Source organism: Tychonema sp. LEGE 06208 (assembly GCF_015207505.1).
Classification (GTDB): domain Bacteria; phylum Cyanobacteriota; class Cyanobacteriia; order Cyanobacteriales; family Microcoleaceae; genus Microcoleus.
In genome coordinates, this window is record NZ_JADEWT010000126.1 from 1 (window position 1) to 18,299 (window position 18,299).

At 44.7% G+C, this 18,299-nt stretch carries 12 protein-coding genes and 2 pseudogenes; 5 read left to right on the forward strand and 9 right to left on the reverse strand.

From position 1 onward, the window contains the following. Nucleotides 1-113: 113 nt before the first annotated feature. The 5 genes from IQ263_RS24195 to IQ263_RS24215 all read right to left on the reverse strand — a co-directional run bounded on the left by IQ263_RS24195 (nt 114) and on the right by IQ263_RS24215 (nt 10,320). The gene (locus IQ263_RS24195; RefSeq protein ID WP_194070676.1) at nt 114-5,438 is read right to left on the reverse strand and encodes a glycosyltransferase; all 5,325 of its coding nucleotides are present in this window, start codon (nt 5,436-5,438) and stop codon (nt 114-116) included. 147 nt (nt 5,439-5,585) lie between these two features. Then, nucleotides 5,586-7,130 carry a methyltransferase gene (locus IQ263_RS24200; protein ID WP_194070677.1) on the reverse strand — a complete coding sequence of 515 codons (1,545 nt, stop codon included), beginning with the start codon at nt 7,128-7,130 and terminating at the stop codon, nt 5,586-5,588. 27 nt (nt 7,131-7,157) lie between these two features. After that, the gene (locus tag IQ263_RS24205) at nt 7,158-8,570 is read right to left on the reverse strand and encodes an ABC transporter ATP-binding protein (protein ID WP_194070678.1); all 1,413 of its coding nucleotides are present in this window, start codon (nt 8,568-8,570) and stop codon (nt 7,158-7,160) included. A gap of 180 nt (nt 8,571-8,750) precedes the next feature. Then, complete coding sequence (locus tag IQ263_RS24210; RefSeq protein WP_194070687.1) at nt 8,751-9,599, reverse strand: ABC transporter permease; 849 nt, start codon at nt 9,597-9,599, stop codon at nt 8,751-8,753. 181 nt (nt 9,600-9,780) lie between these two features. Further along, nucleotides 9,781-10,320, reverse strand: a complete 540-nt coding sequence (locus IQ263_RS24215) for a hypothetical protein (RefSeq protein ID WP_194070679.1) — start codon at nt 10,318-10,320, stop codon at nt 9,781-9,783. A 75-nt stretch (nt 10,321-10,395) separates the two neighbouring features. Here IQ263_RS24215 and ruvB point away from each other — a divergent pair, with 75 nt between their 5' ends. Beyond that, entirely contained in the window at nt 10,396-11,496 is a 1,101-nt protein-coding gene (ruvB, locus tag IQ263_RS24220) for a Holliday junction branch migration DNA helicase RuvB (RefSeq protein WP_194070680.1), read from the forward strand. A gap of 553 nt (nt 11,497-12,049) precedes the next feature. Here the strand turns inward: ruvB and IQ263_RS28910 are convergent. Both IQ263_RS28910 and IQ263_RS24225 read right to left on the reverse strand, forming a co-directional pair. After that, nucleotides 12,050-12,184 (reverse strand): annotated as a pseudogene (locus IQ263_RS28910) (ISAs1 family transposase); the annotation flags it as partial. A 132-nt stretch (nt 12,185-12,316) separates the two neighbouring features. Further along, nucleotides 12,317-12,761: pseudogene (locus IQ263_RS24225) on the reverse strand (ISAs1 family transposase); the annotation flags it as partial. A 675-nt stretch (nt 12,762-13,436) separates the two neighbouring features. Between IQ263_RS24225 and hemJ the strand changes: the two are divergent. After that, nucleotides 13,437-14,006, forward strand: a complete 570-nt coding sequence (gene hemJ, locus IQ263_RS24230; protein ID WP_194070681.1) for a protoporphyrinogen oxidase HemJ — start codon at nt 13,437-13,439, stop codon at nt 14,004-14,006. Between the two features lie 87 nt (nt 14,007-14,093). Beyond that, the gene (locus IQ263_RS30025) at nt 14,094-14,195 is read left to right on the forward strand and encodes a hypothetical protein (RefSeq protein ID WP_370589125.1); all 102 of its coding nucleotides are present in this window, start codon (nt 14,094-14,096) and stop codon (nt 14,193-14,195) included. A 143-nt stretch (nt 14,196-14,338) separates the two neighbouring features. Here IQ263_RS30025 and IQ263_RS24240 read toward each other — a convergent pair whose 3' ends face one another. Next, the gene (locus IQ263_RS24240) at nt 14,339-14,530 is read right to left on the reverse strand and encodes a hypothetical protein (RefSeq protein WP_194070683.1); all 192 of its coding nucleotides are present in this window, start codon (nt 14,528-14,530) and stop codon (nt 14,339-14,341) included. A gap of 57 nt (nt 14,531-14,587) precedes the next feature. Beyond that, nucleotides 14,588-15,973, reverse strand: coding sequence for a TAXI family TRAP transporter solute-binding subunit (locus IQ263_RS24245; RefSeq protein ID WP_194070684.1), 1,386 nt, complete (start codon nt 15,971-15,973; stop codon nt 14,588-14,590). Between IQ263_RS24245 and recN the strand changes: the two genes are divergently transcribed. Then, nucleotides 15,972-17,729, forward strand: coding sequence for a DNA repair protein RecN (recN, locus tag IQ263_RS24250; protein WP_194070685.1), 1,758 nt, complete (start codon nt 15,972-15,974; stop codon nt 17,727-17,729). The two genes, IQ263_RS24245 and recN, sit on opposite strands and share 2 nt — an antisense overlap. Before the next feature lie 174 nt (nt 17,730-17,903). Further along, nucleotides 17,904-18,044: a hypothetical protein gene (locus IQ263_RS24255; protein WP_194070686.1), complete on the forward strand. Its 141-nt coding sequence runs from the start codon at nt 17,904-17,906 to the stop codon at nt 18,042-18,044. Nucleotides 18,045-18,299: the final 255 nt, after the last annotated feature.

Sequence of the window (18,299 nt, forward strand, 5' to 3'; positions counted from 1 at the left end):
ACTAATGACTAATGACTAATGACTAATGACTAATGACTAATGACTAATGACTAATGACTAATGACTAATGACTAATGACTAATGACTAATGACTAATGACTAATGACTAATGACTAATGACTACTGAAATATGCTTCGCAGAAAATCTCTGCATAAGCTTGAGTCATCTCCTCAAAAGTATTGAGTGAATCCAAGACATATTTAGCATTTCCAGCTAACTGCTGGCGCAATGATTTATCCTCCAATAAACTAATCAAAGCTGCAACTAATTCCTCCGGGCGATCCGGCGTATAAAACAAACCGTTAATTCCCGATCGCACTTGTTCTCTAATTCCAAAAACAGGTGTTGTAATAATTGGCAAGTCGCAAGCCATCGCCTCCAAAATCACTCTCGGAAAACTTTCTATCCTAGAAGTGCAAACAAAAATATCCGCCGCTTTGTAATATTTTCCTGGTTTCCCGGTTTCGGGAACTACTGTCACCCTTCGCCGCAACTCTTCAGGCAATTCCCCCACCAACTCGGCTAATTTATTACTGTAAATACTCGGGCGATCGCCCACAATGAAACACCTGATTTTATTGTGCCATTTTTCAGGCAAAAGCGAAAGTGCCTTAACTAAATCCTGCTGGCCTTTGCGTTCGCACACTGTCCCCAGCAGCAAAATTACCACATCTTCCGCTGCAACACCTAAGCTTTTTCTAGCCAATTCAAAATTCTCCGAATTTTCTAGTTGGCTCAAATCTAAGCCGTTATGAATCACTGTAAAATTGTAGTGGCTGTTGAGAGGTAAATATCTGTCCCGCGTTGCATCCGCCACAAAAATCACCTTGTAAGGAAAGCGAAAACATTCCAAAGCTCTCGCCGCAATCTCTGAACCAAACCTGTTAAAATAAGTTTGCCAAGGTTCGCTTTCGTGTACGTTCCACACCGTCGGAATTCCGATTTCCTGGGCCGCATCAACTACAAAGAAGTTTTCTAAAGTATTGGCATAAACTGCATCTACTTTTAAACTTTCAATTTCCTTGCTAAAACTGCGGATAGCTTCATCGTAAGTATCGCGTTGATAGATGTGTTCGAGGGGATTGTCGCGCACAATGACTTCAATTCCCTGCTGTTCGTAAGCTTGACGCAGAGGCCCGTCTGTGGTGCAAAATACGATCGGCAAAATCGTACCCTCAGCCGCCAATTTCACCGCAATTTCGTACTGATGCAGCGGCGCGCCCGTAAAATCCAGCGAATTGCTGCACATCAAAACTTTGATAGGATTTACAAAAGTATTTAGTGATGTCAAAGAACCAAAATTACCACATTTTAGTTCTTCCTTCTTTTTTCCATCCGTTACATCCGTTACAAAATCAGTTGCCGAACCTTCTTCCTTCATAAAAACCCGTCGGGGTTGAATATGAAAATACTCATCTTCCAAAGACAAATGAGGACTGTAAAAACCATCATTTTTCCTCGCATACTTGCGCCTAAAAGCTGCAACTTCTTGAGGATTGTCAGTAAAACCCCTAGAAGTTCCCTCCTTATGCAACAACTCCGCATCGGGACAGTAAACGCACCGATAACCGAGTTCTAACAATCGGTATCCGTAATCTGCATCATTGTAAGCAACAGCAAAATTCTCCTCATCAAAGCCTCCCAATTCTAAGAACAATTGACGCGGAGTAATCGTGCAAGCGGCTGTTACCGCCGAGTAATTTCGCGTTACCATCGCTTGAGAAAGATAGCCTCGATTGTCGCTGTTCATCAGCTTAAAAGCGTGACCCGCTAAACCGTGATGGAGGCCGTGAATTATGCCCGCGTGTTGAATTCTGCCATCGGGATATAAAAGCCTCGCACCGACTGCACCCACAGCAGGAATTTGAGCGTATCCAACCATTTGACTCAGCCATCGCGGGGTGATTACTTCAGTATCGTTGTTCAAAAACAACAGGTATTCGCTGTCAACTTGTTCGACAGCGCGGTTGTTAATTGCCGCAAAACTAAACTTTCCTCCAGGATTTTTGATTCGCAAAACTTGACAAGTTAACTGATTTAAATATTCCAGGGTTTTTGGATCGTCGCTTTCGTTGTCAATGACAGCAATTTGATAATTTTTGTATGTTGTAATTTCGAGAGAATCGATACAGGCTTTCAGCAGTTTAACTTGATTTTTAGTAGGAATAATCAAAGTTACTGACGGGCCATCATCAGGGAAATCCTGGGCAAATATGCCCAAATTTTCTTTGATTGCCCAGGCGTGCTGAGCGACAGTTCCCTTAATTTTTCTGCGGTTTAGTGCGTCTTGAATGGCTTGTTGACCTGCGGAAAAACTGGATGGTTTCGCAGCCCCAGATACGGCTGTAGAACCTGGTGCGGTTCGCCAGTGATAAAGCACTAGGGGCAGGTGGGCGACGCGGCGAGAAATTTCGGTTGCTCTTAAGGCAAAATCGTAATCTTGCGAGCCTTCAAAACCGATCCGCAAGCCGCCTATTTGTTCAAAAATTTCTTTTTTGACGGCGCACAAATGACCGAGATACATATAGGAAAGCAGCAGTTCTGGCGACCATTCTGGTTTGAATTGCGGGGCGAATCTGCGACCTTTGGTGTCGATTTTGTCGTCGTCTGAGTAGAGAAAGTCGGTGGTTGGATGCGTGGCAAAATATAAGGCGACTTCGCCTAATGCGTCGGGAGTTAGTTCGTCGTCGTTGTCTAAAAACAGGATGATGTCGCCTGTGGCGAGGGCGGCGGCGCTGTTAGTGGCGGCGCTGATGTTGCCGTTTTCTGTGCGAAATGTGATGCGGATACGATCGTCCTTTGCGGCCGAATTTTTCAAAGTTTCAGCAACCCTAGCGTCGGTACTGCGATCGTCGGCGATGCAGAGTTCCCAGTTTTGATAAACTTGATTGATTACGCTGTCGATCGCACTTTCGAGAAAATCTATCTGCGGATTGTAAACTGGCATTACCACCGAGATTTTTGGCAGCGCTTCCCCACAGGATTTTAGCCGATAAATCAGGTAATCGCGCGCGCGATCGTTCCACTGATTCACCTCCAGCCAAGCATCATACCTATCAATCGGTGAAGCAAGCACAAAACCCGCAGGCGGCAGCAAATCTCCCGGCGCAGTAAACTGTTTTTGCTGCTTGTAAATCTTCCCAAACTGACGCATCACCTTCACAATTTCCCAAGGCATCGGCACAATTCTGCCGAGACGCTGTTTTCTCTCCCTCGCCCGCTGCCGGATTGCCTCTACAAAACTCGAAAACTCCTCATATTTATCAGCACTTCGCTGCCAAATATCGTAGCGCCGCACAGTCAATATTTTCGGTGCTTGAAAATACAAAATTTCCCCGTTTTCTAACTCGGCTTGCAGAGAAACGTGCCATTCACCCGGAGGCAAATTGACAAGCGCCTCAAAGCCGCTTTCCGAACTGTTAACCCAGTCAGGAAACACTTCGCCGACATCTTTTCGGCGCAAACCGTAGGCGCATTCTACAGAAGTATCGCCGCACAAAAGACTTAATTTAGCAATTTTGCGATCGTGGTGACAACACCAACCCGCAAACAAAACTTGACCCTGACGCTGTTCCCACACCACCGGTACATCTAACGACGCTTGAATCGTTGAAACTAACAGCGGATAAGCTGCCAAAAAATGCCATTTTCCTCCCTCGTCTTGCGCTTCCAACAACACCTCGTGCCGTCCGGCGGGAGCTTGCAATTCCATTGTAAAACCAGATTTTTTTGCCGACCCAATATTAGAATACCAGCTAGCTATGTCGCTTCTTTCCAGACCGTAAACAGCGGCAAAACTCTTATTTTCAATTCGGGCGCGGACAGCTTTAATATCTTTTTTTGTGTTAAACACCCAACCCTCAATTAGTAGGTGGGAATCGCTAACTTGCCAAGTAGTGGGTTGGTCTAAAGAAAAAACAAATCTTGGGAATAAATCGCGGATTTTGTGCTTAAATTCCCACCATTTTTCTCTAAGTTTCCACCAGTCAGAAGACTTGATTGCAGAAAGTTCAGCCTGGATTTTGGCATTTTCCTGCCGCGATTGTTCCAAATCTTGCTGAGTTTGACTCTGGACTGTTTCCAAGCTCAATAATTCAGCTAATTTTTGATCTAATTTAAATTCTTTTTCTTCAAACTTTACCTGAGTTTTTCCTAATTCTGCTTCTAATTCTAAAATTTTTGTTAAGGCTATTTTAAATTGCGATTCTTGGCCGGCAAGCTGTACCTGAGTTTCCCCTAATTCTGCTTCTAATTCGAGCAGTTTTGCTAAGGCTTCTTGAAATTGAGATTCTTTGCCGTCAAGCTGTACTTGAGTTTCTCCTAATTCTGTTTCTAATTTCAAGACTTTTGTTAAGGCTTCTTGAAATTGCGATTCTTGACCGTCAAGCTGTACCTGAGTGTCTCCTAATTCTGTTTCTAATTCGAGCAGTTTTGCTAGGGCTTCTTGAAATTGAGATTCTTTGCCATCAAGCTGTACTTGAGTTTCTCCTAACTTCGTTTCCAATTCCAACACTTTTGCTTGAGCTTGTTGAAATTGTTCTTGCCACTGTTTGACTTCTAAATTGCTGGTTTTTTGTTGTTTTTCCAGCAAGCGGATTTTGAGCCAATCTTCAAAAGGCCCGACAGGAGATACTGGAAAATGAATAATTTGGTCATTCGACAATTGAGATTTGCTGCTGAGATTGCCGGCTTTGGTTTCTAAAACTTGATAGAGTTCTAATGCTTCGGGAAAATATTGTTTTATTAAACTCGGTCTATGACTTTTAACAATATCGTTGACTAATAAAGATTCTTCAAAGTTGTCGGCGGCGATCGCACTTAAGTTAACGTTAAATTTTTCGTTGACTCGATCGATAAAAAATTCGGGAGTGTTGCCGATCGGGTAAACGTTGGCCAGCAGACAGCGATCGGGAAAACTTTCAAACAATTCTAAGACTTGTTGGTTGTAGTGCAGCCACATTTTTACTGCCATTTCGGGATGCTGCAGCAAGCTGACATCGGTTCCCCGGCGGTAAAGCGAATCGACTACTTCCCAGGGCGATCGATAAACGCAGATAAAATTAGCTTCGGGGAGCAATTTTAACCAAAAATCCCAAAATAAAGCTGTTCGCGGGTCTTTCCAGCCCCAATGCTTCTGAGTTTGTTGATTTTGGTCGATCGCCCGTTTGGCAATTTCCACATCTGACGCTGCTACCGGAATCGTTTTTTCCAACGTACAGCCGAGTTCATCTATGCCGTGCGATCGTAAAACACTCTTGTGAAACTCCACAAAATCAACATTCTCGAAATGACCTTTCACATTTCCCACCGCCGGCCCAACCAACTTTTTACCAATATCAACCCCGACTTTCTGAAACAGAGAAGCCGTTAAAGACGTACCGGAACGGTGCATTCCAGTAACAATAAAAACCGACGGTTTGCTGTCATTTGTACTCACAATTTATATCCCTCGCCCTAATTCCCACACCAACTTTACTTATTATTCTCGGAAACCTCTGCCTCCAAGCATTTAAGAGTCTCCTAACGCGAGCTTTTCAAGTGCTCGCGCTATCAAAATGCTTTTTTCAAAGCTGGAGATGCCGCCCTATTCTCCCGCTACCCCCAGCAACCGCTTGACTTGAAACCAGGTGCTTCTCAGCTTCCAGAACTTGCTGCTTTCCATTGCCTCAACTCGATTGTGCGATCGGTCTAATTCTTGCTTGACATTAATTAACTGAGATTCTGTTTGTTCTAACTGCATTTGCACAGATACTAACTGACTTTGAGTTTGTTCCAACTGCGCGTGAGCTGACATTAATTGAGCTTGAGTTTCTTGCAACTTTATTTGAGATTCTTCTAATAGTGGTTCAGTAATCATTAACTTACTTTGACTGATCTCCCATGCTATTTTAGCCGCCTCTAGCTGAGTTTCAACCAACTTGAGTTTTTCGTGAGTAGAGCCCAACAAAGACTGCGATTGCCGTTGGCCCACCAGCGATTTCACGCTGCAAATTTCCAGAATCCATTCCCAACCGTAGTTATTGATTGCTTTAACTGTTAACACATCCTCGGGTGTCACAGTGTTTTTCGGTAAATAACAGTTCCAACCAGACTGCAAAATTGCATCTTTTTGAAAATAGTCAGCCACATCCCGGCGATCGTAAAAAGGCTCGCACCTCTGCACCACCTCACCGTTTACCAGCACCTGAACTTCCTCTATTCGACCGCCCAAATTCACATCAGCAGCCCAACCCTCCAGATACAAATTCTGCTTGTTGGTAAAAGCAGCAACATCAATATATCCTCCAGGGTGGTGATAAAAATTTAACTCCGAAAAATCTCTAGTTAACTTATTTGTAACAACATACAAATCCTGAAACCTGCATATGCCTTTTTTGATCCGGTGAACAAAAGCTTTCCCACCGCTAACTTTACCGACAATTTCTCTCACAAACTTTTCAGTTACATAGGTTGTGCCGTATTCCTCCTTATCCAAAGACTGACTTTCGCTTTCGGCACTAAACAAAATACCGTTAGCAGGCATTTCTATGTGAGAAGGCAGCAAACAATCGCCGTGAACGCTAAACATCAAAATCCCGTTTTCGGTCAACAAATTATACAAATTTTGGAGCCAACTCGTAAAAGTTCTTTCCGGGATATGGCTGAAAAAAGAATTAGCCAGAATGCAGTCAAATTTTCGGTCAATTAAATATTTTTCCGGTTTTCCAGTCGAAACAATACCGTTAACGCCCAAGTATTCAGTTTGAAACTTGACCGCGTTAGCATAAATATCAGAAACCCAAATTTGCTCGGGTGGCATTTCCTGAATTAAAAACCGGGTAAATCTACCGTAACCACAGGCAAAATCCAGAAAAGACGGTACATTTTCAAAGCCGCCAAAATGCCAATCTACAACTTGTTGAACCGCATCCCGGATGCGTCGCCCGATCGCATAATAGCGCACCAAAGCTCGCTCGCGATCGTCATCGTCTCCATCGTCTCCATCCTCCTTGACGTTGCTCAAGCTAAACAAATACATTTCATCGTCTTCGCAAATATTTAGTTTAAAATCTTCGGGAAACTTAGCTCGATCTCGAATCAATGCTTGGATTACTTGATTTTTGGACAATTCTAAATTGAGATTGCTCATTATTTTTACAAAGTTTTCACAGAATTATTAGATGACTTCCGTTGACTGTTCTTGCACCAGACAATCAGAATTTACAACAGTTAAACACGGTTCTATCAGCAAGTCAACAATGCCGTTGCCGCAGGACTCAGTACAAGACTGAACTTTGAACATCGCCACATCAACGCAGCGATCCAGATAACTTAAATCCTCATCTACCGTTCCCACCACCCCCGCATTCAAAAAGTAAACCCCCGGATTCAGCAAACATTTAAACTGAAACTTAACTACAATTGTCGTTCCTGCTTCCACATATCTAACTGACTGAGTAGAAGCCTTCAAAGAAGCACCAGCCAACTCAAAACCGCTAATCGTTTTAATCAACATTCCAAACCTAACTTTGGAAGTTGACCGCGAGAAAGTGACAGAGTAAGTGTAAACATAATCTTGACGGCCGAGCAAGTGATTTACCACATTTCCCTGCAGCGTTTCGATGCGCGGGTTAATAATTTCCGCGCCGCGAGACGGATACCGTACCGTATTCGACGGGATCATCCCCGGTTCGTAAAATTCATCATAATGTTCCTTGGGTTGAGAGATATATTGCTCCGGTACAGCCTCCCTTTTGGTACTTTCTAAATTAGGATTATGAAGATTTTCTTGACTTTCTTGCTTTGTCAGTTGGTTCAGAACTCGAATATCTTGCTTCAACCCCAAGACTTTATCTGGATCGGCATAGATCAGCTTTTGATATTTAGAAATTACCACCTTTGGTGTGTGAGCTAGCAGCAATTCTCCGCTATCCATTAAAATCGCCGAAGTACAAAGTTGCACCACAGAACTAGCAGCATGAGAAACAAATAAAATCGTTCCGCCACCTTCCTGAATGCTTTGCAAGCGGGCAAAACACTTGCGCTGGAAAGCTTCGTCGCCTACCGAAAGTGCTTCGTCAACCACTAGAATATCTGGCTCTACGCTAGTCGCAACGGCAAAAGCCAGTCTGACAAACATACCGCTAGAATAGGTTTTGACTGGCTGATCGATGAAATCTCCAATATCAGCAAAAGCAGCAATTTCGTCAAATTTTTCTTCAGTTTCTTTTTGATTGAATCCGAGTATTTGAGCGTTGAAAAACACGTTTTGTCTTCCGGTAAATTCCGGGTTAAACCCGCTTCCGAGTTCCAACAAAGCGGAGATTCGCCCTTCTACTCGGACGCTTCCTGCGGTGGGTGTCAGCGTCCCCACAATGATTTGCAAAAGCGTGCTTTTTCCCGACCCGTTGCGACCGACTACTCCTAGGGTTTGTCCGCGAGCAATTTCCAGATTGATGTCGTGGAGAGCCCAAAATTCATCAGCAAGTTTTTTATTGGGATAAATAATTTCTTTTAAGCGGTCTCCAGGACGATCGTACCGCTTAAAGCATTTGGAAACATTTTTTAGTGAAATTACATTTTCTGTCATCCGATTTTAGATTTTAGATTTTAGATTTTAGATTTTAGATTGATATTATGTCCGCTAGAACAAAAAATAGGTTTGCTCGTTGGGAATGGGAGTCCTTTGATTTTTTATGCGGACTAAAGTCCTCACTACGAACCTCGATCGCGATTTTTGATAGTAGATTGCATTTAAATGTAAAACATATTACAGCACGTCAGCAAAAGCGGGACGCAAATGCCGGTAAACCGCTAAACCTCCACAAAATATAGCAGCAGAGATTAGGGTGGCGACACCCCATTCGCCCCAGTGTTTGACTTCTCCCAACAGGATGAGGTCTCGGTAAACCTCGGAGATGGTGGCCATTGGATTCAACCAAAATATCCAGGCTCGCCACTGTTGGGGGATGATTGATGCTGGATAGACGATCGGCGTCAAATAAAACCAAAAATTTAGAATAACACCTAATGTCTGAGGAATGTCTCGCAAAAACACGGTTAAGCCCGCTGTCAAATATCCCAAGCCGGCTGTGAGCAACAATTGAGGCACCCAAACCAGTGGCAGCAAGCATAAAGTAGCGTTGAGCTTTTGCGAGGATACTGCTACGATCAGAATCAAGGCTGCTAAACCGAGAGAACTTTCAATAAAAGCTGTAAAAATCGGCACGAGGGGCAGCAAACCGAGGGGAAATACTACTTTTTTGACTAAATTTGGCTGCCCTACTACGGATACTCCCGATTTAATCAAACCGCTGGTGAAAGCACTCCAAGGTAACAAACCTGCAAATAGCCAGACTCCAAATGTGATGTCGCTGTTTTCCGGGAAGCCTGCAAGTTTGAGTTTTACCTTGAGGACGATCGAGAATACGTAGGTGTAAATCACCAATTGCGATAGCTGATTCAGCAGCGGCCACAAATTGCCCAGAATCGAGCCTTTGTATTGAGCTTCCAAGTCCCGACGCACCAATGTAGCCAGCAGACTCAGCTTTGCCCTGCGCTGGCTGTTTGTCGGTCGCCGGCCGCGGCCCTTTCGGGCTTTTTGGACAACTCCTTTCACCGATCTGTGCAATTTTTTCGCCCTCGTTGACTACCTTCACACCTAAATCAACTCCAGCTACAATTGTGCAGCTTTTGCTAAACCGCAATTATTCCACAGCCGGGCCGCTTTGATCAAGGATCTGTCTCCCCGGCTTAGACTTCTGGCTTTTGGCTTCTGGCTTTTGGCTTAGGAGGTTATTTTAGCCGATCGCCTCCCCAACTGCCGAACCGATCGCGACTCTTTGCTCGTCGTCGTAGCCCCAGCGTTGGAAAAACTCCTCATACTCACCTTCTTTAGTTTGTAAACTTTCTAGCATTTGCGACGCTACAGCTTGACAGGCTGGCATTTGCAGGATTTGAATTAAATTGCGCGATCGCTCCTGCACTCTAGCAGAACCCGCCGCCATTTCCTCCTTTTGAAGGCGCGAATGATGCAACACCATTGCCGCCGACATCGCCACATTTTTCACCAGCAGTTCTGCTACGATCTCAGGAGCCGATCGCAGCGCCTTGATAACTCCTGGTGACGGCCGGTCTGCCGCCTGTCGGTCGTCCGTCAGATAGGTGACAAAAAAACCCCTAGCACCGTTGGGAGTTTTCACTAGAGATTTAACAGCTTGCTCGATATCTCCCTCTAAAAGTCGATCGCTCTGAATCAGCGACAGTAAAGATTGAGTCAGCGCGATCGCCTCCTCAAAAGTTATACTTTTCGATGCTAATAAAGAAGATGGAACACTCATAACGACCTCAATAATTTTCAAAATTCTGCTAATAATTGTAAACAATTTTCGCTATCCGAGTGCAAATAAATAAATATGGCTATAATCTCCTCCAAACAACAACCCCCAGACCCAAACCTACCTGAAGATATAGCCCCGGCTCCCCGAAAAAGAGCCGCTAAACCCCAGACGGAATCGCTGCTAGAATCGCAAGAATTACCAGACGAAATCAACAACAAACAAGAAGACAAAATCCGCCCCCAGCGGTTAGCTGAATACATCGGACAAAAAGACTTGAGAGAAGTTTTGGCGATCGCAATTGCAGCAGCCAAATCGCGGGGCGAACCGATGGATCACCTGTTACTGTACGGGCCGCCAGGGTTGGGAAAAACCACAATGTCGCTAATTCTAGCAGCAGAAATGGAAGTTGAATGCAAAATCACCACCGCCCCAGCCCTAGAAAAACCCCGAGATATTGTCGGATTGCTCGTCAACCTCAAAGCAGGCGACGTGCTGTTTATCGACGAAATTCACCGCTTATCTAAAGTTACCGAAGAAATCCTCTATCCAGCGATGGAAGACTGCCGTTTAGATATTACGATCGGTCAAGGAAAAAGCGCCAAAATCCGCAGCATTCCCCTGAAACCCTTTACCTTAGTAGGAGCAACCACCAAAGTCGGATCGCTGACATCTCCGTTGCGCGATCGCTTCGGCTTAATCCAAAGATTGCGCTACTACGAAATAGACGAACTTAGTCTAATTGTCCAAAGAACCGCCCAAGTTCTCGACACTAAAATCACCCCAGAAGGAGCCGAAGAAATTGCCCGCCGAGCTCGCGGAACCCCCCGGATTGCTAACCGTTTGCTGCGCCGAGTTAGAGACTACAGCGAAGTCAAAAATTTAAAGCCAATCAATGCCGAAGTTGCATCCATCGCCCTAGAATTGTTCAACGTCGATCCCCTAGGCTTGGATTGGACAGATCGGTCACTTTTGACAGCAATGATCGAAAACTTTAACGGCGGCCCGGTTGGTTTAGAAACCCTCGCCGCTTCCACCGGAGAAGACACTCAAACAATTGAGGATGTCTACGAACCGTACTTAATGCAAATCGGATTTTTGCAGCGAACAAGTAGGGGCAGAATTGCCACAGCAGCCGCTTGGAAACACTTAGGTTTTGTCTCACCTAAACTATTGTAGGCTGTGTTAGATTGAGTCGGTCAAAAAAAACTCAAGAGTCAAGTATCTGCCATGCTGAAAAAGTGATATTACAGGGAGAAAGGATTTCACCAGCTTTGATATGGCTCAATAAATCTACAATAAAAATGCAGTACAGCTTACATTTTTCCACAAAAATACAACTGTCGGAAAGCTCCTAACCCCTATCCAATCCCCAGGGGGAACGCATCTTATTGAACACTGTTCATCAGTGGTGAGTATATTTTGAGATGAATTCACCATTCTTAGAAGCTACAGACACGCTTTATAATGAACTTTTAGATAAAATAGGAACTGATTAATGGTGGTTTTGACGCTTGTGCTAATTTTGAGAGAGTAAAAATATTACAACCACTATTTACAAGTTGTATAATAGACCTCTTGCAAAAGTCAAATTTACCCCCCTTAGTCCCCCCTCCCGCGGGGAGAAACAAGAATAATCTTGCTCCCTCCCCGCGGGAGGGGAGGGTTGGGGTGGGGTGCTTTGGATTTTTGCAAGAGTTATAATAGTTATTAATGAGTTATTCGTGAGAATTTAGTTAACTGCAACAGCGAGGATATTAGTCAAACAGTCATCATCCCACCCGGCTCGAAGTCGCTTATTCTTGGTTCCAGTTTTTGAGGTTTTTTCTTGACTCAAAAGATTGAGTGAGATGTGTCTAATTATAGAACAATACGGTTCACTTAACATATTTATGCCCCGGAGATCCCCCTCGCATCCCCCGGATAGTCGGGGGACTTTGAGGGGATTCTTGTTCCCCCCTTTTTAAGGGGGGTTAGGGGGGATCGTCTTAAGTAAACCGTATTGAATTATAGCAAAATTTTGCGGAGCATTATCTTTTGTGATCCGACAATCATCTTCACGAAAACCCACATCTAATACCCAATGTAAAGAATTCTCAATTTCCCAATGGCTGCGGACGGATTCACCAAGTTTTTGAGCATCATTTGGTAAACTACTAATATAATATTGAATCCAACTCAAAAAACTTTTTTGAAATTGCTCAGGTTTGAGGCGAGAAAATACTCTCGCAATTGTGTCATGGGTCGGGATACCATTCGGCAATTTTCAAATTGTCTTTAACTATTCGTATTTAGAAGAGCCCGTAACTTTCGATATTCACCCATGTATCAGCACCGCAAATTACTGCACAAATTGAGAGGGTGATAATATCAATTAATTGATGATGTTTCGCTCGCTAAATTCTGGGATCTTCTAAGTCGTAAACATGGTCGGCAATGGTGATTTGAGGTTAGAGTTTGACAATAGTAAACTCTAATTAAATATTGTTTGGATACTCAATAATTCTGCTCCAATATACCACATTCTCTTAACATAAAGTCTAGATACATTCGCCCTGGGGTTTATTGTATTCCTATTAATATTTTAAGCTATCAAATTATTGACAAATCCGATTTCTTTACAGCAAATAAATCGGGTTTTTTATAGTATGATTAACTGCTTGGGCTGCCCCATTGAGCCGGTGGCTGGAGGAAAAATCCTTGGAGCTCAACAGTTGCGGCAAAGAAACCGGATTTTTTGTACGGGAGTGAAAATCCTTGGGGTCTCAACAGTTACGGCAAAGAAGCCCGGTTTCTTGTACAATGACTGATATCAAATCCGGTAGCATCCCAATTATAAAATCGAGTCAGATCAAATCCGCGCTTCATAGTTCTGTATTCATCTCTCTCTTGTCTTCCTCTGTGTTCTCTGCGCCCTAGCGCCGGTTAAATCACCTGACGATGCTACCGGAAACGACATGAGGCCTTGGGCTATCCGGTGACTGAAAAACCGGGTTTCTTGATGACAAAGAAACCAGCTTTCTTGTACAATGATCGACGAGAAACCCCGTTGCAGGAGGTAAAAATCAACAAACCTCTGGGAAATCTCTGCCTCTGTGGTTCATTAAAGGTAACAAATCATGGCTTATTTTTGGTTTAAATCGTTTCATTTTATTGGCATTGTCGTTTGGTTTGCTGGCTTATTTTATTTAGTAAGATTATTCGTCTATCACGCGGAAGCCGAAGAGAAACCAGAACCGGCAAAAACAATTCTTAAAGAACAATATCAAATTATGGAGAAACGTCTTTATAATTTGATTACTACCCCCGGAATGTTTGTGACTGTCCTGATGGCGATCGGGTTAATTTCAACAGAACCAGATGTATTAAAAGACACTTGGTTGCACATAAAGCTAACATTAGTTGCTTTGTTAATAGGTTATCATTTCTATTGCGGTTGGCTGCTGAAGAAATTAGCAAAGAATGAATGTCGGTGGACTGGTCAACAATTTAGGGCATTAAATGAAGTGCCAACGGTTTTGTTAGTAATGATAGTATTGCTAGCAGTATTTAAGCAAAGTTTACCAGTTTCTTCAACTATTGCTACGATTATTGCCATGATTGTATTAATGGTAGTGACCATTAATTTTTATGCCAAGAAGCGCCTCAACGACCAACGCAAAAATCTCCCATCGATCCCCCAACAATAAGGCTAGTTAAGTCAAACTTATTCCCCATTTCCTAGGAGGAAATGGGGTGAGTGGGTGCTTTAAAACTTTCACCACAGAACGCCCCGCATTACTAACCGTTTGCTCCGGCGATTTAGAGACTACAGCGAAGTCAAAAATTTAAAGCCAATCAATAGTGCGAGCTGTCGCGAACTCGCGAGTGTTGGATAGAGCGCGAGTTTGCGACAGTTCGCACGCTCAAAATCAAAACTGAGATGCTCCCGTTGAAAAATGTGAAAAGTCGGCTACAGTAAACTAAAGCCAATAACTCGATATAGCCTTTCTCAAAAAAGTGAGGTAGAGAGATTGAAAGGCTATATAGCGGTTCTCAAAAAAGTGAGGTATGCCCAATCCCTCCGCTTCGCTCCGCCCAATCCCTCCGCTTCGCTCCGCCCAATCCCTCCGCTTCGCTCCGCCCAATGCCCTGCGCGGGCCAATCCCTCCGCTTCGCTCCGCCCAATCCCTCCGCTTCGCTCCGCCCAATCCCTCCGCTTCGCTCCGCCCAATGCCCTATCCCGGATAGTACCTCCTATGAGAGCTTGAAAAGCTATATATGTTAATCATCAACTATCCGAAATTAGCCGTAATTCCCGCAACATTTTTTCTCGCTCGCTCGCAATTTTCATAGCAGTTTCCCAAGTAAAAGTAAAAGACTGAAAAGAATCAGAATCAATCCGATCTTCATCCAAATCCAAAATCACCTGCTTAAAAATATCAAATAACTGCTCTTGCAATAAATCAATTTCATTCACTGTTTTCGCTAGACGAATTTGTTGGATCAAACTTAAAATATCCAGATTAAATTTATCAGCCCGATTTTTTTGTTTCTGCAAAAAGCGCGATCGCAACTGCCAAATCCAAGAAGCCAAAAGAGTGCCGAGCGACAAAAACAAACCGATAGCATCAGAATTAGCAGCAACAAAATCTGGTTTTTCGCGATCGTAATAAGCCTGAGCGCCCTCATGCACGGGCCAAGCCAAACTCCCGTTTTCTCCCGGCTGATTAATCATTGCCGCCAGGGAATCAGCCGCCACCAAATTGCGGCGGTACTCAAACAAAATGCGCGTAATTTCCCGCACGACTTCCGGATCGACATCCTCCCGGGCCAACAGAGTAGCGTGTACTCCTACAGTCCCCAAATCTGCATCGGGAACAGCCGGAGCGGCTTTGTAAGTACCCTTCGGAATAATATCGGCTTCCAAATAAGGCAACTTAATTTTCATGGCAGCTCCTTGGTCGATCTGCACCAACTTACCCTGCGTATTTTTTAGCAAATCGCTAACCAAATCGCTCCCAGGAGGCAGTACCCGAAAAATAGCATCAACCTCCCCCTTACTAAATAATTTAGTAGCCTCCGTCCAATTAGTTGCAGTATAAATAAAATCTGTTTCTGGCAAGCCATAATGTTCGCTCATCAAGAAAAAAGAACTGTAAGAACCACTTTTTTTGTCCATCAGGGCAATATGTTTTCCTTTCAGATCGCCAACAGTCTGAATGCCAGATTTTTCAGAAACAATTAAGTGAAAAACTTCCTTAAATAGTGAAGCAATTACTCTCGCCGAAGGCACAGCCTCTGTATTGTTCTGTACGATCGCTAACTGAGCCTCATTCGCCTCAAGTTTGTTCATGTTTTCTTGGGCACCTTGAGTTTCAATAACTTGAATGTGGATGCGCGGATTTTGTTGACTAACTAACTCAGCAATTGCCTGCCCAAAAGGGTAATAATTACCTGCTTTTATACCAGTCGCTAACGTTAATTCATAGATTTGGTCTTTGTCTCGGTGAAGCTTCCAGCCGAAGGACCCAATCAGGACAAAGCTTAGTAGAGCCAAGGTCAGCACAAATTTATTTTGCATTGATGTTGAGACTCGATCGATAATGGCAAAATTAAAAGTATTGTAGTTTAAAATATAATCCCAATTTCCCATCATCAATTCTAAATTCCCCATGTTACTATCCCTCAGAATAGAAAACTTTGCCCTAATTGACCGCCTGGATCTAGACTTTGGCCCGAGTTTGAACGTATTTACAGGGGAAACCGGCGCAGGAAAATCGATTATCCTAGATGCGATCGATGCAGTTTTGGGCGGGAAAGTCGATCGCCGATCGATTCGCACCGGAGCAACACGGGCAATATTGGAGGCTACCTTTGAATTGGACTCATCCTCCGCAAAATGGCTGGGCGAACAAGAAATCGAACCGATAGACGGAAATTTAGCCGTTTGCAGCCGGGAAATTAACGCATCTAGCGGTGCTCTGCGTAGCCGATCGCGTTTGAACGGAATTCTCGTCAACCGCCAGTTAATGGAGCAACTGCGCGATCGACTCGTCGAAATTACCGCCCAAGGCCAAACCGTCCACCTCGGACAAGAAACCCTCCAGCGAGAATGGCTAGACTTGTACGGCGGCAAAAAACTCACTGAAGCTCGATCGACAATTACCAAAGCCTGGATTGAAGCCAGCACCGCCAAAACAGCCCTCAAGCACAGGCGTCAGTCAGAACAGCAGCGCCTGCAAAGACTCGATTTATTGCAATACCAAGTCCGAGAACTCAGCGAAGCCAACATCGAAGACAGCGAGGAACTCGCACACCTAGAACAAGAATCAATCCGCCTCGGCCACATCGTCGAATTGCAGCAGCAAAGTTACAAAGTTCACCAAGCCCTTTACCAAAACGACGGCGACACCGCCTCAGCCGCCGACTTGTTGAGCACAGCCGAAGTAATTTTAAGCGACATGGCCGTTTACGATGTGCAGTTGCAACCAATCCTAGAAATGGTCAGCGATGCTTTAGCTCAAGCCACAGAAGCCAGCAGGCAAATTAGCAGCTACGGCGAACAATTAGAAGCCGATCCCGAAAGACTCGAAGAAGTAGAAGACAGAATTCGCGAACTCAAACAAATTTGCCGCAAATACGGGCCGCTCAAAGAAGCGATCGCCTACTACCAAGGCATCCAAAACGAACTAAACGAACTTTTAGAAGGAGGCGAGTCAATGGAAGCCTTAGAACTCGCATATCAGACCGCTTTAGACCAATTAAAAGAGGCTTGCAGCCACCTGACAATCCTGCGGTGCGAAGCAGCTCTCAAACTTGAAACGCACCTTGTCGGGGAACTCAAGCCCTTAGCAATGGAAAAAGTACAATTTCAAGTCGCAATCTCGCCTTGTAGCCCAACCGCCAGCGGTGCAGACCAAATCGCCTTTTGTTTCAGCCCCAATCCGGGGGAACCGCTACAACCGTTAGGGGCGATCGCCTCCGGCGGAGAAATGAGCCGCTTTCTACTCGCCATCAAAGCCTGTTTTTCCCAAATCGAAAGCGCTGGAACCCTAATTTTTGACGAAATCGACGCCGGAGTTTCCGGGAGAGTCGCCGGCGCGATCGCCAAAAAACTCCACCAACTCTCCGACAAACACCAAGTTTTGTGCGTCACCCACCAGCCGCTGATCGCCGCGATGGCCGATTGTCATTTTCGCGTCAACAAAATGACGATCGCAGCAGAACAAAATATCGACGAAGCAGCCAACTCCAACTCCCAACTGGGCGAACGTACTGTAGTCAGAGTTGTGGGCCTCAACAGTCAGCAGCGCCGCGAAGAACTCGCCCAACTCGCCAGCGGTCGATCGGCCACAGAGGCGATCGCCTTCGCCGAATCCCTACTTGTCGAAGCCGCCGGATTGCGCCAAATTCAGTCCGCCAAACCCTGAAAGCACACTTGAGCCGATCGAGGGGTCAAAATGCGGAGTTTTTTTCATACCGGAGGTTACACTAAAAATGGCAACCGCAAATTTTACAAGAAAAAGCTGAAAGCCGCGCGACTTTGTTCCCGGCTCCAAGCTTCTAGCAGCAAAATTGACAGAAATTTTAGGTAAAAACCACAATTGTGTAGAGAAGGGCACACATCACTAGCAACTGCTGGTGTCACAATTGCGGCTATTCCCGCAATGTCCTCCCTCTTTCAGCAATCCCTCGCGCGGAGGGCCTTGATGTTGCAGCAGGCGATCGGATTGGCGATCGGCTGACACAACCTACTTAAACCAGGCACGCACAGTGTCAAAATCACTTAATAAATCATTTAAACAAATTTCGCGTTCTCTCAAACAAAGTAAAGTAATGCCACAGTCTCTTTACCGTCCTACCCGCAGTCCACCAGGAAAGCTCACTCAACTTCTCTTGCTCTGTGCTCGCACTTCTGTAAACTGGGAAATAGTTTTACGCATACTTGAGTATTGCGCCACCCGTGACCAAATCCAGAAACGGATACCCAGCCCCCGCCC

Coding starts and splice junctions, on each gene's coding strand:
- IQ263_RS24200 (WP_194070677.1), bottom strand. CDS start 7,130: ATGAGCAATCTCAATTTAGAATTGTCCAAAAATCAAGTAATCCAAGCA.
- IQ263_RS24205 (WP_194070678.1), bottom strand. CDS start 8,570: ATGACAGAAAATGTAATTTCACTAAAAAATGTTTCCAAATGCTTTAAG.
- IQ263_RS24215 (WP_194070679.1), bottom strand. CDS start 10,320: ATGAGTGTTCCATCTTCTTTATTAGCATCGAAAAGTATAACTTTTGAG.
- ruvB (WP_194070680.1), top strand. CDS start 10,396: ATGGCTATAATCTCCTCCAAACAACAACCCCCAGACCCAAACCTACCT.
- hemJ (WP_194070681.1), top strand. CDS start 13,437: ATGGCTTATTTTTGGTTTAAATCGTTTCATTTTATTGGCATTGTCGTT.
- recN (WP_194070685.1), top strand. CDS start 15,972: ATGTTACTATCCCTCAGAATAGAAAACTTTGCCCTAATTGACCGCCTG.
- IQ263_RS24245 (WP_194070684.1), bottom strand. CDS start 15,973: ATGGGGAATTTAGAATTGATGATGGGAAATTGGGATTATATTTTAAAC.